Below are 21,596 nucleotides of genomic sequence, written 5' to 3' on the forward strand. Positions count from 1 at the left end.
GCGAAAGGTGAAACGGCGGATTTCAGGTGCAAGTTCCTCGACAGCGATCAGTTCGCCGGTGCATTCCTGGCAGGGCAAGGGCAGTCCTTCCCAGTGTCCCGGGGGAGGAGTGATGATGATGTCACTTGTCGGGCGAGACTGGCAGGCCAGAACACGTCCGCGCCGCGCATCGCGTGGACTTACGGCAGGGGCGTCCTGGAAGATCAGGTCGACAGAACCTTCGACAAGCCCCACTTTGCATGTCCCGCAACTCCCCAGCCGCATTCATAGGGCAGGATCTGGCCGTTGCGCCGTGCAGCCTGAAGGATGGTTTCATCGGGCCGTGCCTCGAATATCGGGCCATCAGGTGCGATTTGGATCTTGTGTGACATTGGTGGCACGATCTCATTTGGCTCGACGCGATGACCGGGGCCACGAAATCGACCCGGTGCTGAAGCGGCTTAAAGGCCGCATTCGCCCATGAGACGGCGCTGTGCGGCCAAGGTGCGATCCAGAATCGAAGCGGCACTTTCGGCACCAGGTGCGGTTGCCAAGGCCTCGGCCAAGCCGCGCGCCGCCTTCTCTCCAAGAGGCAGCCATTTGGCAGTTTGCTTGCGCAAGAATTCCTCGTTGGAGGCTGCCTTGCCGACGGCGTAGTCGACCAGCGCCTTGGTATTTTCCTCGGCATAGACCTGGTCGTGATTGCGGAAGTCATCGTGCATCAGCTGCAGGAGATCATCACCGTTGGCGGCAGCCAGCGTCGCGATCTCGCTGTTGAAGATGTGGTCGAAGATCGGTCGCACCACCAGATTGCGCGAGGCGAAGGCTTCGCCGAAATCATACGCGATGAGCTGCTTCTCGATCAGCTCACGCAGGCCCTGCCATTGCGGTCCATCGGTCCACCTCGTACGGGTCGCGTCACTGTCAGCCAGATCGGGGCGCTCATTATCCATCGCGAGAACTTGCGCCACATAGGCTTGACGCTGCACACGCCGCATTTCATTCCCGAGCTGGAAATAGAACGTGTTGGTGACGAAGGCCGACGGAGCCATCTGCGCCACATAGGCAGCGCTCATCTGCATGCCGTGGCCGGGAAAGCGCACGGGCAGGTAATTGTTGCGCAGGAAATCGAGCCACGCGGTCGGGAGCGAGCGATAATGGTCGCGGCTCTCGAATTCGTCGATGAGGTTGTCGAGGTAGACCTCGCGATCCTTCTGCATCTCGATGTAGCGACGATAGGTGAAGGCGCGTGTATCGCGAAAGCCCTCCCAGTCGTCGACGGAAGAAACAAGCGGCGAGCCTTCGCGGTTCTGCTTGTAGAAGACGTTCAGCGACCAGTTTTCGGACAGTTCAAAAGGCGCTGGTTCCTTCCGAAAATGGTTGTGGAACTTGTAGGTGACGGCCTCATATTCCGAGGGGACGCGACGCTCTTCCCACTGGCTCCATGTCGTCTTGCGTTTGCGGCCGGCTGATCTGACTGCCATATTTCTTTCCTCCCAGAAAGCTCGTTAGTTGTGAATCGTCCAGGTCCATGCCTCGTCGGTCGAACTGAGTCGTCCGGCGAAGGAAACGAGGCTCGGTTCGATCTCGGTCAGCCGGAAGGGCCGACCGAGCATCTGGACCATGCTCTTCTCGGTCAGACAGAATTCGTGATCTGCCTGGATGCGGACATAGCCACCCCGATCCTCGACTATGATCTCACGGTCAGGATTGTCCTGTTCGGCCGCTTCGATCACGGCGTTGATGATGTCTTCATCAACGCCGCGGATGACCGGACCGACCAGTCTGACTTCAGTATTCGTCATGTTCTTCCTCCCTATGCCTCTTCTTCGACGCTGTGACGCAATCGACGCAGGCGTCCGTCGGTAGGTACGCCGACCATGATGTTCTCGCCCTCAAGCCTCACGTCGTACTGGAAGAGCTTGCAGCCGAGCGGATTGCGCCCCTGCCGTCTTTCATGTCGAACTCCCATTCATGGGCAGAACAAGTGATCGTGCCTTTCACGAAGTCGAAGTTGCCGTCTGCGAGGAGTATTTCCTGATGCGGGCACATTCCCTGGAAGCAGACAATCCGTCCGCCTTCGCGGTGGATCAGGATCACTTCTTCACCTTCGACCTTGGCGTCCAACATATCGCCTTCCCAAAGGTCATCGAGCGTGGCCACCTTGACCCATTTCACGCCTGGATCATCCGACATATCCAGCCTCGACATAGTCCATCACCCCGATGCCACTGTCGGCCACCGTCATCTCGGGCGGCAGTTCCTTGCCGTTGAAATAGACGCGCTTCGGCGCGTCCCGGATCGCCACCCGCAGTCCGACCGCGTGATGTGCAATCTTTTCCGCCACGGTGTTCATGTCGTCGGTATCTTCGACGGGGACCAGCTGCACGACGAAGTCGCCGCGAAAGCTGGTTTGAAGCGGTATCATGGCCATGAATTTCCTCCCTTTCGCCCGAGCCGAAGGCAAACTTCTCCTGGCATAGGCCGTTGGTGCCGGCGCGGATGTTGGTTTCTTTGGTGTGTGTGGCGCTTACTCGGCCGCCAATGGCATCCGTTCCTTGGCCCATGCGTAGTTATCGGCATCGTTGCCGGCCACATCTGGGGTGATGCCCATGTATTTCAGTGCGCCTTCCAGGTTGGGTGGCTGAATGTGACCGGCTAGGAAGCGATCGACGATCGACAGATGAGTGTCGTAGCGCTCAGGCTGGCTCTGCCAGACCCATTGGCAGATATCCGAACAGAACGTGAGCTTGCGCCCCTTGTGCGTGGTCAACCTCGGGGCTTTGTCCACCGTGGGGGAACAGATCGGGAGTTGGCAGCAGTTGCAAACGACGGGCAGCGTTTCGGGATAGGTTTTTTCCATCCGGCCTTCGCGCACGTTGTCCACGATGACATCCCAGTATTTGCCAAACCTGTCGTTCCAGCCGGGATATTTTTGCTCGAGCCAGTCCCGCTCCTGCATCGAGATGCCGGCATCCGGGTTCCACCAGACGGTGGGCCGCCAAAACCACACGCCGAGATGGATCGCGTGGTGAAACCATTCCAGCTCCGGCAGGAAATGCTCTTCCCAGTACCAAGGAAGATCCATGCCCAGGTCCTTGAACTGGTCCATGAACTGGCGGCAGATCCAGTCCTGCATAAACTCCTTGAAGCTCATGGTCCTGTTTTCGAGAGGCGTGTAGTAGTCCATCGACAAGCCGGTGAGCAGAGCAAAGATCTTCCACGCCCGCCAGAACATCTGGTCAACCAATTTCTGTGCTTCCGGACCCTTACCGGCGTTACGCAGGATCTTCAGCGTCGGCTCGCCCTGCTGCGAGTGACGGGCCTCGTCGGTCTGGATGGAAGAGATCAATGCTCCGAATTCGATGTCGCCCACATGCAGTGCGTCGGCCGACATGCCGAGAAACTGCAGATTGGTGAAGCCGGTTTCGAAGGTGAAGGTCAGCTGGATCGCCGTGGACACCGCGTCGTTGGCGGTGAACATGTCGTCAAACAAGCTTCCCGCGGCAATCGCACCCCATCCGTTGGTATGCGCCGCCTTGTGTGCCCAATCCATCTGCGGGTCTTTGTCGAGCAGACAGTACGGGAAGAAGATCTGGGCTTGCCCGTGGCGGGCTTCATCCAGCGTGCCGAACGTTGCCATGTTGCGCCAAGCTGCTGCGCGACCGAAACGCGCCATACGTGCCTCGCCGATCGAGGCCAGGTATTCAGGGACCGGAATTGCACCGTAGTGCGCCTTCACCGCAGATTTCCAGCCCGGATCGAGCTTTTCGTACATGTCCGAGCGCGCGATGGTCGAACGGATGGAGTAGATTCCGGCGTCCTTGCCAGCCTGGTTGTGGACATATTCGCGGAACGTCAGCTTGTAGGGTTCATCCCAGCCCCACCAATCGCGATTAGTCGTCCCAAAGCTCTTAGAAAGCACCTCGGGGAACGCTTCCTCCTCGGTGACATATCTTAAGTCCCAGTTCATGTCTCTGGCTGTATCGTAGTAGTCCTGCCTTTGGAGTTTGGGCATTCTAATCTCCTCCCTAGTCGGGAATTACTCCCGCATTACATCCATGAGTGGCTATTACCGCAGGATCGTGGCGGCGCCTGCAGAAGCGGTTAACCTCACATCTTGGCGACGGCCTTGAGAACGTTCACATCCCAAGGATTGATCAGGTCGGACTTGGTCCAACCCTTGAGATCGTACTCGCTCATGCACCGACATTCCCCAAGTGGCCTGCCGCTTGACTTCAAGATCGCCTGATTTTGCTCGCTGGGCAAGCGTTTTTCGCCCCGAGCGGTGTCTGTCGTCGCGCAAACGGCCGAAGTCGGGTGGATCAAGCCTCGAACCCGCAGCATTCTGGCCCGGCAGAGCCGCTTTTCCGCGCGGCAGACGGACCTGTCCTGCCGCTTTCGTTCAGCTTGGGCATGGATCGTGGTCATGCGCATGACGGAGGCGTTCGAAGACGGCGGATGGCGGCAAGGACGGCCCGCACCATCGGGCCGGTGACGGCGACCTCGGCCAACTGGAAGGTAATGGCGCGGGCGTGGCGGACGACGCGGGCGCCGATCTTGATCAGCTTGAGTTGCAGGCTGGTCAACGACCAGTCCGCCATGGCCTCGGGCAGTTCGATGCAGCGCAGGAAGGTTGCCAGGTTGTAGGCCAGCGCGTGCAGTTGCAGCCGCACCTCGTTGTGCCGGAACTTCCGGCATGACAGCCGCGTCCAGCGAAAGGCATATTTGCCTTCCTTGATGTGCTGCTCTGCGGTGCCGCGCTGGTTGTAGAACCTCACCACCCAGTCTGGCTCCATCGGCAGGTTGGTGACGATGAAGCCGACTTTGGGGAACAGCTCGCCCGGATGCCATTCGATCTTGGCGATGACGCGGCGCGGCTTGTCCCAGGACGCCGCCTGATACTCGAAGTCCTCGAAGAACCGTTTGACCTTGGTCAGCGAAGGCCGTCCCACGGGCCGTGTCAGCCGATGCGCGATCTTCTCGCGCAAGACGGCGTTGGCGGGCAGACGGATGGCGTAGAAGAACCTGGCTTCTTCCAGCCGCATATAGATCGCGGGGATCGCGTAGGCAGCGTCGGCCCGGAAGAAGCGTCCACCAAGGTCGCGGCCAGCATATCGGGCAATGACGGGATCAAGGACATCCCGCCAGCCATCGGCGCTGTGGACATTGCCGTTACGCAGGGCGCAGCGCTCCAGCATGCCAAACTGGTTGAACAAGAAGATGGGGTGATAGCAGGTGCAGTCGAAATGCCCGTTCCAGGCAGCACCTTCCTGATCGCCGTGGGTGGGGCTGACCGAGCTGTCCATGTCCAGCACGATGTATTTCAACCCGTTGCGGTCATGAAACCGGTCGATCCATTGGCCGTTCAGATCGGCCAGCGCCGCCCGGTTCGCGGCCAGAGCCAGCGTCTCGGTCTCGAACCGTCCCATCTGCGATGCCGAAGCAGCTTGCGCCTCGACGGCCCTGCCGCCAACGACCTGACGCATCACGGGATCGAGGGCCAAGCGGTCGGCATCGTTCACATCCTCGTATCCGGCCAGTCGTCCGAACACCGATTGCCGGAACAATCCGTCAAGCCGATGGAGCGTGTTCTTCCCGGTGCGGCTGTCTCGCAGCGCCTCCGACGCCAGATTGGACAGGCCGAGCACGTCATCAAGCTCGCGCATCACCAGCAGGCCACCGTCTGAACTGATCTGCGCACCACGGAACTCCAGACGCACACGGCGGTCGAAATCAACCCGATCTCCCCGCGCCAAGCCCGCACCCTCCAGGTGATCCATGAAACGCGCCCCTCGCAGCCGTCAACGCCATGATTTATATGCGAAATATCACGATTACGACAGCGAAATCAGCGACTTACTTGGAGAATGTGGGATGCACTCCTCCGCGAATTTGTGCATTGCGGCCAACTGCCCGGTCGCTTGGGCTGTCAGTAGCGTCTCGATGCGGATGTTCTCGTAATTGCCGGCGTAGTTCGTTTCGTACAGTTCATGACGTCCGCCGAACTCCGAACCCAGCGCATCCCAGAGCAGCTTGAGAAGCTTGACCCGGTCAATCGCCGCATAGCCGTTCGAGCCGCGCACGAAACGTTCCAGGTAGGGCCGCACCGCATCGCTCTCGAAATCGAGCGACGAGCCGGGCAGGTAGATCAGACCCGAGGCAACGTGGCGCTCGATCAGTTCTTTGATGCGGCCATATGCCATCGGCGCGAAGACACGGTAAGACAGGCCCGAGAACACGTTGGGCAAGACATATCCGTCCGTGCCGTCCCACGGAATGGGGTTGTGAACCATCGCGTCGGTCAGGCCTTTAAAGAGGTTGGCCCAGGCCAGCACCTCGCCGACGGCGGTCTGCACGCCGCGGAAATCCTTAGAGCCAGTGGCCTCGACCGCCTTCGAGAACAGACCGGCAATAAATTCCAGCTTCACTGCAAGTCGGGTGCAGCCATGTAGCGTGAAGCGCGGAATGAAACCCGACGCCGGGAAGAACATGTTGAGCTTCTCGACATCGCCGTAGATGAAGACGTTCTCCCACGGCACCAGAACCTCGTCGAACACCAGAATGGAGTCGTTTTCGTCGAACCGCGACGACAGTGGGTAGTCGAAAGGCGTACCTGCAACGGCGGCGTTCAGCTCGTAGGACGTGCGCGAAATCAGCTTGACGCCTGCAGAATCCATGGGAGCCGTGAAGAGAACGGCGAAGGACTTGTCCTTGATCGGGATGCCGTAATGGGCAATGAAATTGTAGTGTGTCAGCGCGGAACCGGTCGCCACAACCTTGGCGCCCGAGATCACGAGGCCCGCGTCAGTTTCCTTTTCGACGTGGATGAACACATCGCGCACTTCTTCGATCGCCTTGTGGCGGTCGATTGGCGGATTGACGATGGCGTGGTTCCAGTAGTCCAGACGCTCCTGCGATTTGGCGTACCAGTTCTTGGCGTTCTGGGCGTACTCTCCATAGAACCCAAAATTGGCCCCCGGCGTTCCCAAGAACGACGCCTTGTAGTCTGGCGAGCGACCCATCCAGCCATAGGCCACGCGCTGAAGTTCACTAACGGCGTCGCGGCTCTTGACGCAGTCGGCGGCTGACCTGTCGCCAAGGAAGAACGGGTGGGTCAAGTTGTCAGACCCATTGTCGGTCGGAACGCCGATCGTGTCTTTCAGCTCGTGAAACTTGTCGTACCAGCGCGCAACCATCCGCACTGAGTTGCGGAAACCCGGATGCGTGGTGACATCCTTCACACGCTCACCGTGAATATAGATCTCACGTGAGTCCTTCAGGCTGTCGATATATTCCGCACCCGTATAGGCAGCGGTTTTACTCTTGATTTGCTCGTCCATGGTTTCCGCCCTGGGTATTGCTTGCTTGGCACCCGTTCTCGCGTGCAACCTTAAGATGCCGGAGGTCCTCGCAGGATGTCGCCATCATGGTCGCAATTCGAAAATTCCGAAAGGTATCGCTTAATACCGTGCAAAGAGTCTGGTTTTTCGGAATACTCCGCGAGCGGGAGGGAGGGATAAAGCGGCCCTTAGGTTCGGAATAACCGCCACCCAGCCGCTCGGCGCTTCGGCCTTGCCGAAGCTGCTAGCCAATTCTGGCGCTCTAGCGCGACATATTGCCGCACTTAGGTAAGCCAGAAATCGGCCGCAGCTAGCGTGACGGAGGAATTGGGGAGTTGAAGTCCACGGAAAGAACTGCAAAGGTTCTACGTCTGTTCACCCGGACGAGCCCTGAATTGGGCACCTCCGAGGTGGCGCGCATGCTTGGAGTGGCGACCTCGTCGGCGCATGAATTGCTGAATGGGCTGGCGGACGCAGGTCTCTTGCGTAAGCAGGCGCCCGGACGATTCCGGCTTGGGCCCATGATCACAGCGCTGAACCAGGTGATGGCCAGCACTGATCTGATGATCGAGGCCGCGCGCCCAGTCGTGTCCGATTTCGCCCATCGCTACGGACAGACCTGTCATGTAGTCGAGCTTATGGACCGGCATTTGTTGTCTCTTGTCGGCCAGGAGGGAACCAACGCGGTTCGCGTGTCTCGCGACATCGTTTCTCCCGAGACGCCGGTTCACGCCACAGCTCCGGGGCGCATCCTGCTCGCGGAACTTCCTACCCCGGCGCTGCTATCCATCCTGGGCAGAATTGAGCTCACGCAGAACACACCCCGGACGATCGCGCAGAAATCGCTGCTTCGTGACACTCTCTCCAAGGTGCGAGATGCCGCTTATGCGGAGGAAACTGGCGAATTCCTGACGGATCTCGCTACGACTGCGGCACCGATCCGCAATCATGCGGGCCTTTGTATGGGAACTTTTTGCCTCTTTATTCCCGCAGGACGCTTCGAGGCACAGCCTCGGGCTTATGCCAACATCACCCGCGAGGCCGCACACAAGATTTCCACGCGACTGGGTTGGGATCCGCGTCCACCGTCTACCGGCGGCCAGATACAGACCCGGCGAAACAAGGCGAAGGGGGAATGAAATGATCGGCTACGATCCCGGACAGGGGGTTAAATCGCTTGCGCAGCCACGGGTCCATCGGGAGTGCGAGCTTGCGCTTTCCGCCTCTGTCGTCACGATCGGCGCATTTGATGGCGTTCATCGCGGGCACCAAGCGCTGCTCACACGCGTGGTGGACACCGCAGAGCGCTACGGTGTGCCTTCGGTCGTCTATACATTCGACACGTCGCCGAAGGTCGTTTTCCACGGCGCGCTCCAGTTGACGCCCCCAGCCGAGCGGCTTCGGCGCTTCAGCCTATTCAACGTCGATCACATCATCATGGCGCACTTCGACCGCGACTATGCCGCACGGCCGGCAATGTCTTTCATCGCGGAACTCGGACGGCTCAATCCGCGTGAGCTTTGGGTTGGCGCGGATTTCCGTTTCGGTAAGGGCCGCAGCGGAGACGTCGTCTTGCTGAGCAAATACTTCCCGCTCCGCATTCTCAAAGATGTCGCCGCGTGCGACGGGCAGCGGATCTCAAGCACACGCCTCAGGGCGCTGATCGGCGAGGGCCGGCGGGAAGAGGCTCGCCTTCTACACGGCTGGCCGGAGGCAGGCTGTCTCCCCGGCACGATGCTCTGAAACAATGTCCATAACGGGAGGAAGCAGACCGTGCCCTATACCGCGGAACTAAACTCGACGACGATCGATCCCATCGCCTTTCGCAACGCCTGCGGGGGCTTCGCGACCGGCGTCACCATCATCACAACGAAGGTGGGCGACACGGAACATGGCATGACGGCGAACGCGTTTATGTCTATCTCACTTGATCCCCCACTGATTGCGATCTCCATCGCAAAAACGGCGAAGATGCTCGAGTACATCAACAAATCGGGCCGCTACGGCGTGTCCATCTTGGCCGGAGGATCGGAAGCGACCGCGATGCACTTTGCCGGTCGCCCCAACGAAAGCGTGACAGATCCGTTAAGGCAACTCGACGGCATGCCCGTCGCGCGCAATGCCTGTGCGGTGTTTACGACCAGCGTCGAGCAAGCAGTCGATGCCGGGGATCATGTCATTTTTGTCGGGCGCGTGCGCTGCATGGAGGCCTTGGCCGAGGAAACGCCTCTGGTGTTCCATCGCGGCCGGTTCGGAAAGCTGCACGAGGAACGCTCGAACCCGATCCTCAACCCCGATTTCCCATTCGAGGGCGGGCATTGGTAGCGCACGCCTCAAAGCTCGGAACAGTATCACACTATACCGTAGAGGGCATTGGTGCGGGATCAGGTCGTCCGTAAGCTTGATACGTGACAATCGGCTGTAAGGTCCGTTTGTAGCAAAGGAGGGGCGGAGGTTGCCCCCATAGCCAAAAGTGGAGGAAATTATGAGAAACGTTACCATCGATAACGTGACTGATGCCGTGGTCGCATCGCTGGGCTAGCATGGCAAAATCACGGATCGCCAGCGGACGATCATGACCTCTCTGATCCAGCATCTGCACGGCTTCTGCAGGGATGTCAAACTGACCCATGCCGAGTTCCTCGCCGCCTGCGACTATCTCGCGCGCGCCGGGCAAACGTCGAACGACAAGCGACAAGAATTCATCCTTCTCGGCGACATCTTGGGCGTTGAGGTGCTGGTCGACATGATCACCCATCCGGTTGATGGGCCGGAAAGCGAGTCGACAGTACTCGGCCCATTCTATCGCGAGAATCCGCCGATTCTTCCAAAGGGTGCCTCGACCGTCCAGAAGCATTTCGACGGTGAAGAGACGGTCTTTGTCGAAGGCTATGTGCGCGATTCTGACGGCAAGCCGGTTCCCGGCGTGATGATAGACATTTGGGAAGACGCTCCGAACGGTCTCTACGAGAACCACGACCCGGACCAGCCGGACTACAATCTGCGTGGCCGGTTCGAGACCGATGAGAACGGTCACTATGCTCTTGTGGCAGTCCGGCCGGTCCCCTATCCGATCCCCGAGGACGAAACCGCCGGCGAACTGCTGCATTACATGGGGCACCATCCGATGCGTCCCGGGCACCTGCACTTCATCCTGTTCAAGGATGGCTATCGGACGCTGGTGACGCAAATCTTCGATGCGGACAGCGTCCATCTCGATGATGACGCGGTTTTCGCTGTGAAGGAAAGCCTCATCGGGAAATTCGAGAAAGCTCCGAAAGGCGCCGAGACCGATCTTGTGCTGCGCTTCGACTTCGTGCTCAAGGCCGCCGCAGCGAGCAACGCGATCGCGGCTGAATAGCACTGCGGCGACGCGGCGAACTCCGCGTCGCCTTAGGATACCAAGGAACGGCTGGCTGCCATTGCTCCAACCCAAAGTGGGATTTCAATCCTAACCAATCGGAAATTGCATGTCTACTGCCTTGAACCTTGTACCGGTCGTCCCAACGCAGGCGGTGCAACTGACAATTGTACGGGTCGAAGCCTGCATTCTCGATCTGCCGACAACTCGTGCGCATCGTCTGTCAAACACGGAAATCTGGCAACAATCCGTCGTGCTGTGCCGGGTCATCCTTTCCGACGGGACGATCGGATATGGCGAAGGCGCGACGCTGGGAGGCCCCGCTGGTCCGAAGAGAGCGTGGAATCCATCCTAAGCTGCATCCAAGTCTATCTCGCCCCGGCGATCAGGGGTGAAACAGCGACAAAATTCGAGCAACTTTCCCTTGTCCTGTCCCGGGCCGCCTCGCGGAACAACTCTGCCAAGGCCGCCGTGGAGTCTGCGATCTACGATGCGGTCGGCAAATCATTCGATGTTCCCGCCAGTCAGTTTCTTGGCGGCCGAGTGCATGACAGCTTCGAGGTGATCTGGGCGCTCGCCTCGGGCGATGTCGACCAGGAGATAGAAGAGGCCCGCGGGAAACTCGCCCGACGCGAACATCGTCGGTTCAAGGTGAAGCTCGGTTTCAAGCCCCCGCAGGAAGATTTGGCGCGCCTCGCGCGTCTAGTCGAAGCACTTCCGGGATGCGAGTTCATTGTTGATGTCAATCAGGCCTGGACCCCTGCAAAGGCTCAGCGCTGGATGCCCGCTCTCGCCGAGCTCGGTGTCGCGCTCATAGAACAACCCCTGCCGGCTGACGATATGGACGGGCTTGCCCATGTCACCAAGTGCTCAAGGGTTCCCGTGATGATCGACGAGGGCGCATTCAGCAACGCCGAAATCGCTCGCGCGGGCCAGCTTGGCGCCGGCAACGTGCTTTCGCTCAAACTGGTCAAGAGCGGTGGCCTGATGCATATGAAGCGGGCTGCGGCCATCGCGCGGGCTCATGGCATGGAGTTGTACGGAGGATGCTTGCTCGAGTCCGGCGTCGGCGCGGCGGCGCATCTGGCGGTCTTTTCTACCTTGCCTGAGTTGCACTGGGGGACCGAGCACTTCGGCCCCAAGATTCTGGTGACCGATACCACGTTGGGCGAAATCGTCTATCATGACTTCAATATCCACTGCCCGGGCGGCGCGGGACTGGGTGTATCCTTGAACGATGACTTGGTTCGGGATTGTTCCAGAACCGTTTGGGCCTAACAGGCTCCGGCTAGGACTCCGATGGAAGGCGCTCAGATAAAGGATCTGGTGTATTTTCTCACACTGGCTGAGGAACTGCACTTTGGCCGAGCGGCCGAGCGGCTGGGTATCGCCCAGCCGCCCCTGAGCCGGAGGATCAAGCAGATCGAGGACGATCTGGGCGTGCAGCTTTTCAACCGCGGGCGCAGCCAGATCACGCTGACCCAGGCCGGCGAGGCCTACAGTCGCCGAGTGGCCGATATCCTCAAGGATCTGGCTGATGCAAGGCTTGAAGCGCGCCGCATCGGTCAGGGCGCCGAAGGCCGGTTGTGCGTCGGTTTCGTGGGATCGGCGACCTATGGCGTCTTGCCGACCATCCTCAAATCGTTCCGCAGCCACTATCCGCGGATCAATCTGAGTCTTATGCCGATGAACAATGCCGCTCTGAGGAGAGCCCTCGTCCGGCGCGAGATCGATATCGCCATTGCCCGCCCCGATATCAAGGATGCGGAGATCGTTACCCGCGCGCTCATCGAAGAGCCGTTGGTCCTGGCAGTTCCCGATTCCAGCCCGCTGGCCGGAAAACGTGAGGTACGGCTCGAAGATGTCAGTGCCTTCCCAGTCATTCTTTACCCCGAGGCGCCCCGTCCCGGCTTTGCCGACACGGTCATCGGGATCTTCCGTGATCGCGGCGTCGAGCTGGCTGATCGCGTGTTCACCATGGATTTTCAGACAGCGATTTCCCTGGTCTCGGTCGGAGAAGGGGTGTCGATCGTACCCGCCTCCGTGGGCGAGGCTGAGCGCCGGGGTGTCCGCTACGTCCGTCTGGACGAACCGAAGGCAACGACCGGCGTTTCGGCCAATTACCGCGTCGATGCGCAAAGTACCCATATCCGCAAGTTCGTTGAGATCGCGCTGAACGTGACTCGCGCCTCGCCGAGAAACCGATAGATGATACCCGGCTTTTCACCGAGGAAGCAGAGCCTTCCAGTCTGCCGTGGATTGCGGTGACTTCGCCCGTCACGTCGACCAACTCGACAGCCTGAAACGGCAATGGGGCGCGGATTTGCAGCGCCTGGTCGAGTTGTTTCGCTCTTCAGACGTTGCTCCCCAAAGCCAACTCATCGTGCAAAGCGCCCTCAAAGCCATGGCTGAGCGAATTAATCGGCTCGGGTGAGCAATTGGTGAGCAATCTGGTCCCTGAAGCCGCCGCTAAACGTAGGACATTGATAAAACCCTTAACGTAGGATTCCGCCCTCAGCCGGAGCCGACCCCTTATCGGCATAGGGATCGAGTTTGCTCGACCGCTCGGGAAGATGAAACCGGGGTTCGACGCTGTCCGCCCGCAGGTACTTGCGCACGGTGTTCCTCGAAAGGCCGGTGCGGCGGGAGATATCCCGGATCGAGAGGTGATCCCGGTAATGCCAGCGTCGGATGACGCTCAATAACTCCATGTCGATCACTCCGCTGTCCCCCGCGATGCCGCGTGAGACGTGGTGAAAACATGGGTCACTTCTCGATGGAAAAATCCGTGCCTGCCGGGTCAACTCTCAGTGGAAATCAACAGTTTACCGGAAGGTGGCGGTAATCTCCGGGCCCGGTACAACATCGCCCCGACCACCGAAGTGCAGATCCTGATCGCGGGCGAGCGCGAGCCTGAGCTGGTGTCCGCAAGATGGGGCCTCGTGCCGTCCTGGTGGAAGAAGCCGCTCAGGGGCATGCCGGCGACCTTCAACGCCCGGGTGGAGACGGCGGACACGTCTCCGATGTTCCGGGGAGCGTTCCGCGCGCGGCGCTGCATCATCCCGGCGTCGGGATTCTTCGAGTGGACCGGCGAGAAGTCGGACCGGGTGCCCCACTATTTTTCGGCAGCAGATGGCGGACTGCTCGCCTTCGCCGGCCTTTGGGAACGCTGGAAGAGCCCTGAGGGCGAGCTCATCACCAGCTGCACAATCGTCGTTCGCGACGCTGACGACTGGATGGATCGCTACCACGATCGCATGCCGGCGATGCTGCATCCTGACGACTTCGCGGCTTGGCTCGATGGCACCGCCGGCAAGGACGTGCTTCGGCGGCCGCCGCCGGCGCTGCAGGAGTGGATCGTTGCGCGCCGGGTGAACAAGGCCGGGGCCGGTGATGAGGACCCGGAGACGATCGCGCCGGCCCGGGGCGTGTGAGGGCGCCGCGACCTGCCGTCTATTTGCCGAGCTGGAAAGTCTCGCGCTGCTTGTAGGGCAATAGTACCCTCAGGGATTGCCGGGCGGACGGTGCTGGCGTTGGCACCAGCAGCCGCCCATCGAGCATCCAGATCCGGCGACGGACCAGCCCAGGGCGACGCATAAGGCGCCCCAGGCCCTGCCTCAGCAGGAAGGCGGCCTGCATGAACTCGAAGTGCGCGCCAAAGGCGACAGTTCGGGCACGGTGCGTTGAGGTCTGCAATGCTCCGAAGGGGATGTTGGGCAGCACCAGGTCACTCAGCAAACGGTCCTCGTGCGCCCTATCGTCGGGGATCATGGTGTCCCGCAGGTCCAATCCCGTCCAGGCGCTTCCGGTCGCGATCCAGACCGGTCGTTCACCGGCACGGGCGAGGGCAATGAAGCTGTCGCGGCACTGTTCCAGTGGCGCGCTCGAGGATTGCACGATCAGGCCGGGCCAATCGCCCATGACTTCGCCAAGCACGCGGGCCCTGTCATAGCCCGACATGAGCACGAGCGTGCCTCCTCTGGTGAGCGCACCCCACAGATGCGGGGTAGCAAATTCACCTTGGCTGATATTCAGCTAGCGGACCGAGAGCAGCGCCCTCATGGCGCCGCAGGGTGCCCTAAGGGTTTCGGCACGCCTCGTTTGTCGTATTAAGCCTCAATGAGTCATGACGAGTAGCGCGACCGGCTACCAATCGAGCCGTTTATGAGCGAATATCGGACCTTATCGTGATTTGTCGCGACGGAGGCCTGAATGGCAGGGGTTCGGTACCACGGCATCGAGCGACACGAGGAGGTCGATGTCATCTCCCGGCGGGATGATGGCCGGTCCACCCGCAAGAAATTCCTGGACGCGATCGGTTCGCCCGAGGGGACGCTACGGGTGTTCGGGACCTTGTCCCTCATCGCGTTCCTGTTCTCGCCGGTGCCGTTCCTGGCGGAGCTGGTGTTCTTCACAGCGCTCCTCATCTGGCTCATCGGCTACAGCTACAAGGGCCGGACCTGGGACCTGCCGTTCCGGGTGCCCCGCTATCTCGCGGAGAAGGGGTACAAGGACCGATCCACGGGCGCGCTGGGCGAGGGGCTGGTCTACCTGGGCGCGGCCCGGTCCAGCCGCACCGAGAAGTTGGAAGAGGTGTGGGCGACACCGGGTGACACCCGAACGCATCGGCTGGTCGCTGGCACCACCGGCTCGGGCAAGACGGAAGAGATGATGGGCAGCATCTTCAATGCCCTCATGCTCAATTCCGGTGCGGTGATGATCGACGGCAAGGCGTCGCAGCAGTCGTTCGATTCGATCTACCGCATCTGCCGCCTGTTCGGCCGTGAGGAGGAGCTGTTCCTCATCAACTACATCATGGGTGGCCGGGACATTTTCGACGCGACCGCAACGAAGATGTCCAATACCTATAACCCGTTCAGCCTGGGCAGCTCGGCGATGAAGGCCGAGCTCATGAACGGCATGCTTCCGGACGGCAAGAAGGACGTGTGGTCGGAGCGCGCGGTGATGTTCAACGCCGCCGTCATGCCGCTCCTCTCCTTCCTTGCCGAACGCGGCTATGTCCTTTTCAACCCCCGTCTGCTGGTGGACTTCTACAACCTGGACCGGATCGAGAACCTGATCTGGTTCGGGCTCCTCGAGCGCCACGACGGCACGGTGGTGGACCTGCGCGCTGAAGCACCCCAGGACTTCGCCCGCCTCCAGCTCGACCAGGTCTCCGGCCCGATCAAGCTCTATGTCGAGCAGCTGCCGGGCTATGCCATGGCAAAGCCCAAGACGGCCAACGTCCTCGCACCATCGTCGGACCAGGAGATCAAGACGGCGATCGAGGAAGGTCCCGAGGCGATCGCAGCGTGGGCCGAGCGGCATGCCGAAGCCATGGCACGCGGCTCCACGCCCGCCCCCGAAGCCGCCGGCGGTGCGCGTGGGCCGCGACGCCCGGCGCCGCAGCAGAACCAGGGCGCCGATGCGGCGCGGGCCAAGGTCTATGAGCAGCACGGCTACATCACAATGCAGCTGGTGCGGTCCACGGCCCTCCTCACCTTCGAGTACGGCCACGTCTTCAACGTGCTCGAGGGGGAGATCGACTATCGCGACCTGATGCTCAACAGGCGGATCATGTACACGGCCCTGCCGTCGCTCGAGCGCTCGCCGAGCAGCCTCGGCGCGCTGGGCAAGCTGGCGGTGGCGAGCATCAAGAGCGTGCTCGCCTCGCTGCTGGACACGCCATTCGAGGGCTTCCGGCGCGAGATCATCGAAGGCCGGCCGTCGAATTCGGAGATCCCCTACAACATCCTCTGCGACGAGTACGGCTACTACGTCGTCGAGGGCTTTGCCGTTGCCCCGGCGCAGGCGCGCTCGTTCGGTGTCTCGATCACCTTCGGGACGCAGGATCTCGCGGCGCTCAAGAAGGGCGACCCCAACGAGGCCGAGGCGACCTGGGAGAACACCAACCTGCGACATGCGGGCCGCATGACCGGCGGTGAGGAATCGGAGACCTACAAGAAGTTCTCCGGTGCCGCCGGCTCCGCCTTCGTGTCGTCGGCCATGGAGATGACCCACCGGCGGGGCAAGATCGGATCGAAGTTCGACATTTCGGCGCAGAGCCGCGCCGAGCGTGTGCCGCGTCTCAACGTGAACGACCTCAACGGCCAGCAGGACGGCCAGTTCACGCTGGTGGTGGGCACCAAGACGGACGCATCGCGCGGCACGCAGATGGCGAAGGAGGGCGGTGTGCGGGTGGTGCGCTATTCGGCGTTCTTCACCGGCAACGTGCCCAAGGTGCCCTTCTATCGCCTGAACCACTTCGTCGCGGTGAAACCGCCCACGGAGCAGCGCATCCGCCAGATAGCGGCCTCGCAACACATGGAGCGGGCCCTGGCGGGCATTCGGGAAGAAGATATCGAGGCCTTCCTCGAGCTGCCGGAGAATGCCGGGCTCAAGAGCGGCCTCGCGGACTCGGTGCTGACGTTCCTGGTGGCCAGGCTCGCGGAGCTGCCTGCCGACATGACGGATGAGCAGGTGGCGGCCGCCGGCGTCGCCGTCGTGCGCGACTACGTGCAGGAGCGCATGTCCGCGCTGATCGCCGACAAGGTCGCGCAGGAGCTTGAGCCGATCGAGGAGTGCATGCGGGACGTGATCGAGGGCGCGGCGATCGATGAGGAAGATAGGGCCCTCCTGGGCCGTGTCCTGGACGATCTCTGCAATTCCCTGCGCTCCGCCCGTGTGACGGAATTTGCCATGCAGGGCGACGCCGCGCGCCGCGTCAGCCAGGCGCGTAGACTGCTGGCAGCTTAAGGAGCAACGCCATGTTGAAGTTGTCTCTACCCCGCGAGTTCGCGCCACCGATGCTCGAACCCGGCAGCAGCCTTGCCCAGACCGTCATGCTGGACATGGCTCGGGAGCGCGCCATGTCCATGTGGAAGACGCACATGAATGCGCTCGAGGCCACGGTGCGACGGGCCGACGCGGCGTTGGCAGTGGCGGCCGACCCAGATGCGCCGATGACCCAACGCCAGGAAGCCATGGGCCGTGCGCGCGGCTACAAGCAGCATCTCGACACGCAGTGGGCAGGTGTTCAGCAGCAGAGCATCCCCGAGGTGGAGCGGCTGTTCCGGGATCTCGCCACCGGGATTTCCGGGCCCGCGCTCGAGGACTCGATCGGCAGGCTGGTCGCCGATCTTCAGGCGCCGGAGAACCTGCTCAACTTCGAGGAGACTTTCGCCACCGTCGAGGCCGCTCTGCTCGTGGCGCGCCGGAAGCCCGAGCCAGAGCCCGGGTACGATGCCGAGTACGAAGTGCCGCGGGGCTTCGCCGCCCCCACGCCCTACTGATAGGAGGCGGAGATGGGGCTCGAGGTCAGCGACAAGCCTGTGTTCGATAACAGGGAGGCTGCAGGTGAGGGTTGGTCCATCTTCGACAATGGGGGCGGAGAGGCGGGCCCCTGGACCCTGAGCCGGATCGACGCCATGGACGATCCGGATCTACCTGACGTGCTGTTCGATTCGGACGAGGCGGCTTGGGCGTTCGTCCGGGAGCGGGCGGATGGCGGGAGCGCGTATCACCTGGGGGCGCTCCGCTTCCTGGAAGAGCACAATCCCATCGAATATGCGGCGATCATGGACGATCAAGTGGCGCTGCAGGCGGCCCGGAGCGCGTTCGAGCCCGGCATCTAACCGCGCGCTGCACGCCAGGTTTGCATAGGGGCGCCTTACGGCGCCCCTTTTTCATGGCTGATCGCGTTGGCCGAGAATTCGGCCCTAAGCTGTACCGCCAGGAGCTTGAGCATGGCGAGCCGTTCATCGGGGTTTGCGGTGGCGGCGACGAGCTCGGTGTACTTCTCCGCTGCCCTGCGGCCGAGGTCGATGGGTGGAATTGAAGCGCCGCCGGCCTTGGCGACGCGCGCGATCGTATCCACCACTCTCCCCATCAGCTCAGGGTCCACGCCGGCGCCCGCCGGATCGACACGAGCTTCACTGCCGCCCATTTCGCCGGGGTCTTCGGTGCGCATGCAGCCTTGACCGGTCAGAATCCAGCCCGGGTTGAAGCCGAGCGCCGCGATCTTGAGCAAGGTCTCGCCACTTGGAACGTTCCTTCCGCTCTCGATCGCCTGCCACGTCGTGAACCCGATGCCCAACCGGTCCGAGAAATCGCGCTGGGAAAGGCCGGCTCGTTGCCTAATCGCGTGCAGGCGTCCGCCAATCTCCTTCATCGCCCTTCCCGTGCTCAATGTGCTTCGAGCCGTCTAGCCGGCCGCCGAATTCGGCTAGCCTAGCCACAATAAAGAAGGGGCGCCATGGCGCCCCTTCTGCTGTCTCTTCTGCCAGAACGCCCGCCTTTAGCCACGCGGCCTCAGGGGACGCGCGCTGTCCACTCAGCGCCGCCGGAGGCGAGAGGCAGCGCGTAGGCCTGTTCGCTCATGGTGTTGACCACCGGCACGTCAAACGGCTTCCAGGGCAGGCTGTTCCAGATGGAAGCGAGGGTCGAGGTGTAGTTGACCGTGACGAGGGCCACCTGCACAGGCTTGTTGGACACGGCTCCAAACGATCCAGCCGCCCCGCTGGGGAACACGAAGGCGGAGCCCACCGCGAGACCAGATGCGCCCAAGCCGTCGCTCCAGCGCACGACATAGCCGTTCTTTGCGCCGTTCGGGCCCACGCTCGAGAGGATGATCGAGGAGCTTGCCTCAACCGGCGAAAGCAGCGCCCGGCCGGCGGCGAGGATCGCCGCGGCCTCGGCATTCGTGATGCTGCTATCCATTGCCGAGGTGTAAGCCACAGCATAGGCCGCGTTCACGACCCGGTTCCTCACCATCATGATGTCGGAAAAGCCGACAGCCATGACATAGACGAAGAGCATCAGCGGCAAAACGAGCGCGAATTCGACCAGCCCCAAGCCGCGTGTGTCGTTCAACACGCTCCGCAGGCTGCGAAGACGCGGCAAGTCGTCAGAATACAGGGGCCGGCGAGGAGCCGGTGCTGTCGTATTTGGCATAGGGGTCAACCTTCGCTATTGCACCGGATATGATGAAGCGCCGTCCGTTGCTGAGGTTGTTGAGGGAACTGCTCCAGTAGGCGCTCATGGACGGAAGCGTCAGGCCGGTCCGGATGAGATACACCGAGGCCCCGCTGGTGGCGGTGACAGAGAAGGCAGCGCCGTTGATGGCGCCACCGGTGACGGCAGGTGGAATGGCGGCACCCCCAGCCACCGCTTGCACTCCGATCTGCAGGCCGCTGCTGCAAGCAGCGCCCGTGAGAAAGGGAAGAACCTCTCCCTGGCACACCGTCGCCCGGATCTTGTCGGAGGCTGCGGCGACCGTGAGACCGTCGAGGCCTCCCTTGGTAATCATGCGGGCCGCATCGGCCGTTCGGGTATCGAGGACCTGCTGGGCTATCATCGCCGCCGAGACCTCGAGAATGGTCGTGGCGACGAGGAGGATTGGCGGCAAGACCAGGGCGAATTCGATCAGGCTGGAGCCCCGCTGATCGCCCCAGAGACGCCGTGGCAGGCGAAAAACAGCGACCATGACCTTGGCCCCCTTACTGGTTGCCGGCCAGGGTGCCGCGCTGCTGCATCTGAGCGCTGACGGTGCCGAACGTGTCGGCCGAGTCCCCGAGAGTGGCGGTGGGTGCGCAGGTGGGTGCGCAGGCGAAGGTGGAACGCTGGCCGAGGCCGTGCTGCACCGTCACCATTCCCTTGGTGCTGCGCGCGACGTTGATGACCGCCTCGACCAGAACGCGCCCATTTCCGTCCAGCATCAAAAGGTTGGTCGTTCCGAAGGCCTTGCCGGTGATGAGCGATACATCCTTCACGCCCGTGGCCGTGACTTCGGCGATTGCGGGGTTGCCCACGGACACCACGCGAGCACCTGCCGGCACGGTGAAGGCGCGGGCCTGATCGAGTGAAACAACGACGGTGGCGGGGATTTCCGGCGGCGCATCGCCGCCCAGGGCGGCTGCGGGCAGGCCCACCGCCAGAAGCACGGCGCTGAGCGCCAGAGAACGGAACATACGCGGCTCCTTGCCTTGATTAAGCTTGATGTCAATCATTCTATCCCGCATCTGGCCGCGGTGTCATCGGCGCAGCGGAGCTCAGAACAAAATACCAGCGATGACCTTGCGTAAATGAACAACACTAAGCAACGATGCGTGACGATCGGTCCACCCCTTCCCGTGGAATCTCTCGCCCAAAGCGCAGAGGCGAGCACATCAGCAGGCCATTGGATCGATAAATGCGGCCAGGTGATCCGACGAGCGGCGCATAGCCTTAATAAGATGCACAAAGAACCAATCAGTTATATTGACCATGCGTAAAGCGTCAGTTAAGCCTATCTGCCGACCGCTGTTCGGGCGGTCCTTTCAACGGAAAAGGCTTCACTCATGAAGAACGTGGTTTCCAAGGCCGTCGCGGTGCTCAACAACGACAGCGGCGCCTCGATCGTCGAGTACGGTGTGCTCACCCTCGGCATCGTCGGCGTGGCCGGCGTCGCCGTGACCAGCCTGAGTGGCAGCATCACCACTCTCATGACCAAGGTCGGCACCGCGATCGCCGCCGCGAAGTGAGCCGCGCCGCCGGCGAGGGGCCGGGGTAGTTGGGCCCGGCGCTGAGGGAGCTGTGCCCTCAGCGCCGATAAGCATAGATGAGAGCCACTACGTGACGTAGAGTGATATTGACGCACGATAAACGTCACATTAAGCCTCTCTGTGGCCGCGCGTCGGCGCGTCCTTTCAACGGAAAAGGCTTCACTCATGAAGAACGTGGTTTCCAAGGCCGTCGCGGTGCTCAACAACGACAGCGGCGCCTCGATCGTCGAGTACGGTGTGCTCACCCTCGGCATCGTCGGCGTGGCCGGCGTCGCCGTGACCTCCATCGGCACCAACATCACGGCGCTGATGACCAAGGTCGGCACCGCGATCGCCGCCGCGAAGTGATCGCGCTTCCCCGGTCATGAGCCG

General features: G+C 61.6%; 24 protein-coding genes and 2 pseudogenes. 12 read left to right on the top strand and 14 right to left on the bottom strand.

The genetic code is table 11. The annotated features are described in order from the left end of the window. Positions 1-203: 203 nt before the first annotated feature. The 8 genes from EZH22_RS30965 to EZH22_RS31000 form a co-directional block, all read right to left on the bottom strand. A complete protein-coding gene (locus EZH22_RS30965; protein ID WP_203197148.1) occupies positions 204-371 on the bottom strand; it encodes a 2Fe-2S iron-sulfur cluster-binding protein in 168 nt (55 codons plus the stop codon). Between the two features lie 69 nt (positions 372-440). Next, on the bottom strand, positions 441-1,463 hold the full coding sequence (locus EZH22_RS30970; protein WP_203195509.1) for a ferritin family protein: 1,023 nt from the start codon (positions 1,461-1,463) through the stop codon (positions 441-443). A 24-nt stretch (positions 1,464-1,487) separates the two neighbouring features. Beyond that, positions 1,488-1,784, bottom strand: a complete 297-nt coding sequence (locus tag EZH22_RS30975; protein WP_203195510.1) for an MmoB/DmpM family protein — start codon at positions 1,782-1,784, stop codon at positions 1,488-1,490. Between the two features lie 97 nt (positions 1,785-1,881). Further along, positions 1,882-2,157, bottom strand: a complete 276-nt coding sequence (locus tag EZH22_RS30980) for a Rieske 2Fe-2S domain-containing protein (protein WP_333473748.1) — start codon at positions 2,155-2,157, stop codon at positions 1,882-1,884. 7 nt (positions 2,158-2,164) lie between these two features. Beyond that, complete coding sequence (locus EZH22_RS30985; protein WP_203195511.1) at positions 2,165-2,413, bottom strand: toluene-4-monooxygenase system B family protein; 249 nt, start codon at positions 2,411-2,413, stop codon at positions 2,165-2,167. A 96-nt stretch (positions 2,414-2,509) separates the two neighbouring features. Further along, positions 2,510-3,997 (bottom strand): aromatic/alkene/methane monooxygenase hydroxylase/oxygenase subunit alpha, encoded by a 1,488-nt coding sequence (locus EZH22_RS30990; RefSeq protein WP_203195512.1) that lies wholly within the window; start codon positions 3,995-3,997, stop codon positions 2,510-2,512. 409 nt (positions 3,998-4,406) lie between these two features. Next, on the bottom strand, positions 4,407-5,762 hold the full coding sequence (locus EZH22_RS30995; protein WP_012112698.1) for an IS1380-like element ISPme1 family transposase: 1,356 nt from the start codon (positions 5,760-5,762) through the stop codon (positions 4,407-4,409). 54 nt (positions 5,763-5,816) lie between these two features. After that, positions 5,817-7,322, bottom strand: coding sequence for a 4-hydroxyphenylacetate 3-hydroxylase N-terminal domain-containing protein (locus EZH22_RS31000; protein WP_203197127.1), 1,506 nt, complete (start codon positions 7,320-7,322; stop codon positions 5,817-5,819). 335 nt (positions 7,323-7,657) lie between these two features. Here EZH22_RS31000 and EZH22_RS31005 point away from each other — a divergent pair, with 335 nt between their 5' ends. The 6 genes and pseudogenes from EZH22_RS31005 (at position 7,658) to EZH22_RS31030 (ending at position 12,891) form a co-directional block, all read left to right on the top strand. Further along, positions 7,658-8,461, top strand: coding sequence for an IclR family transcriptional regulator (locus tag EZH22_RS31005; RefSeq protein ID WP_203197128.1), 804 nt, complete (start codon positions 7,658-7,660; stop codon positions 8,459-8,461). 1 nt (position 8,462) lies between these two features. After that, complete coding sequence (locus tag EZH22_RS31010; RefSeq protein ID WP_203197129.1) at positions 8,463-9,065, top strand: FAD synthetase family protein; 603 nt, start codon at positions 8,463-8,465, stop codon at positions 9,063-9,065. 30 nt (positions 9,066-9,095) lie between these two features. Then, positions 9,096-9,647, top strand: coding sequence for a flavin reductase family protein (locus EZH22_RS31015; RefSeq protein ID WP_203197130.1), 552 nt, complete (start codon positions 9,096-9,098; stop codon positions 9,645-9,647). 160 nt (positions 9,648-9,807) lie between these two features. After that, a pseudogene (locus EZH22_RS31020) lies at positions 9,808-10,683 on the top strand (dioxygenase family protein). 339 nt (positions 10,684-11,022) lie between these two features. Next, positions 11,023-11,961, top strand: coding sequence for an enolase C-terminal domain-like protein (locus EZH22_RS31025; RefSeq protein WP_231711643.1), 939 nt, complete (start codon positions 11,023-11,025; stop codon positions 11,959-11,961). 21 nt (positions 11,962-11,982) lie between these two features. Further along, complete coding sequence (locus tag EZH22_RS31030) at positions 11,983-12,891, top strand: LysR family transcriptional regulator (protein WP_203197131.1); 909 nt, start codon at positions 11,983-11,985, stop codon at positions 12,889-12,891. 323 nt (positions 12,892-13,214) lie between these two features. On the opposite strand, the pseudogene EZH22_RS31035 reads toward EZH22_RS31030, so the two are convergent. Next, positions 13,215-13,394: pseudogene (locus tag EZH22_RS31035) on the bottom strand (winged helix-turn-helix transcriptional regulator); the annotation flags it as partial. 99 nt (positions 13,395-13,493) lie between these two features. Between EZH22_RS31035 and EZH22_RS31040 the strand changes: the two are divergent. Continuing rightward, positions 13,494-14,117: an SOS response-associated peptidase gene (locus EZH22_RS31040; RefSeq protein ID WP_210352046.1), complete on the top strand. Its 624-nt coding sequence runs from the start codon at positions 13,494-13,496 to the stop codon at positions 14,115-14,117. Between the two features lie 19 nt (positions 14,118-14,136). Here EZH22_RS31040 and EZH22_RS31045 read toward each other — a convergent pair whose 3' ends face one another. Beyond that, positions 14,137-14,643, bottom strand: a complete 507-nt coding sequence (locus EZH22_RS31045; RefSeq protein ID WP_203197133.1) for a P-loop NTPase family protein — start codon at positions 14,641-14,643, stop codon at positions 14,137-14,139. Between the two features lie 252 nt (positions 14,644-14,895). Here EZH22_RS31045 and EZH22_RS31050 point away from each other — a divergent pair, with 252 nt between their 5' ends. The 3 genes from EZH22_RS31050 to EZH22_RS31060 are packed head-to-tail and all read left to right on the top strand — an operon-like array spanning position 14,896 to position 18,317. After that, positions 14,896-17,439, top strand: coding sequence for a TraM recognition domain-containing protein (locus EZH22_RS31050; protein ID WP_203197134.1), 2,544 nt, complete (start codon positions 14,896-14,898; stop codon positions 17,437-17,439). Positions 17,440-17,450: 11 nt separating this feature from the next. Then, positions 17,451-17,975, top strand: a complete 525-nt coding sequence (locus tag EZH22_RS31055) for a hypothetical protein (protein ID WP_203197135.1) — start codon at positions 17,451-17,453, stop codon at positions 17,973-17,975. Positions 17,976-17,987: 12 nt separating this feature from the next. Beyond that, positions 17,988-18,317: a hypothetical protein gene (locus tag EZH22_RS31060; RefSeq protein WP_203197136.1), complete on the top strand. Its 330-nt coding sequence runs from the start codon at positions 17,988-17,990 to the stop codon at positions 18,315-18,317. 35 nt (positions 18,318-18,352) lie between these two features. On the opposite strand, the gene EZH22_RS31065 is transcribed toward EZH22_RS31060, so the two are convergent. From EZH22_RS31065 to EZH22_RS31080, 4 genes are all read right to left on the bottom strand, one after another. After that, positions 18,353-18,853, bottom strand: coding sequence for a helix-turn-helix domain-containing protein (locus tag EZH22_RS31065; RefSeq protein WP_203197137.1), 501 nt, complete (start codon positions 18,851-18,853; stop codon positions 18,353-18,355). 140 nt (positions 18,854-18,993) lie between these two features. Then, entirely contained in the window at positions 18,994-19,554 is a 561-nt protein-coding gene (locus EZH22_RS31070; RefSeq protein ID WP_203197138.1) for a TadE/TadG family type IV pilus assembly protein, read from the bottom strand. Between the two features lie 34 nt (positions 19,555-19,588). Then, positions 19,589-20,167, bottom strand: a complete 579-nt coding sequence (locus EZH22_RS31075; RefSeq protein ID WP_203197139.1) for a TadE/TadG family type IV pilus assembly protein — start codon at positions 20,165-20,167, stop codon at positions 19,589-19,591. A 13-nt stretch (positions 20,168-20,180) separates the two neighbouring features. Beyond that, positions 20,181-20,690 carry a pilus assembly protein N-terminal domain-containing protein gene (locus EZH22_RS31080; RefSeq protein WP_203197140.1) on the bottom strand — a complete coding sequence of 170 codons (510 nt, stop codon included), beginning with the start codon at positions 20,688-20,690 and terminating at the stop codon, positions 20,181-20,183. Between the two features lie 330 nt (positions 20,691-21,020). Here EZH22_RS31080 and EZH22_RS31085 point away from each other — a divergent pair, with 330 nt between their 5' ends. Both EZH22_RS31085 and EZH22_RS31090 read left to right on the top strand, forming a co-directional pair. Beyond that, positions 21,021-21,203 (top strand): Flp family type IVb pilin, encoded by a 183-nt coding sequence (locus EZH22_RS31085; RefSeq protein WP_203197141.1) that lies wholly within the window; start codon positions 21,021-21,023, stop codon positions 21,201-21,203. A 186-nt stretch (positions 21,204-21,389) separates the two neighbouring features. Then, positions 21,390-21,572 (top strand): Flp family type IVb pilin, encoded by a 183-nt coding sequence (locus tag EZH22_RS31090; protein ID WP_203197142.1) that lies wholly within the window; start codon positions 21,390-21,392, stop codon positions 21,570-21,572. Positions 21,573-21,596 lie beyond the last annotated feature (24 nt).

The sequence above is a fragment of the Xanthobacter dioxanivorans genome, assembly GCF_016807805.1.
Lineage (GTDB): Bacteria > Pseudomonadota > Alphaproteobacteria > Rhizobiales > Xanthobacteraceae > Xanthobacter > Xanthobacter dioxanivorans.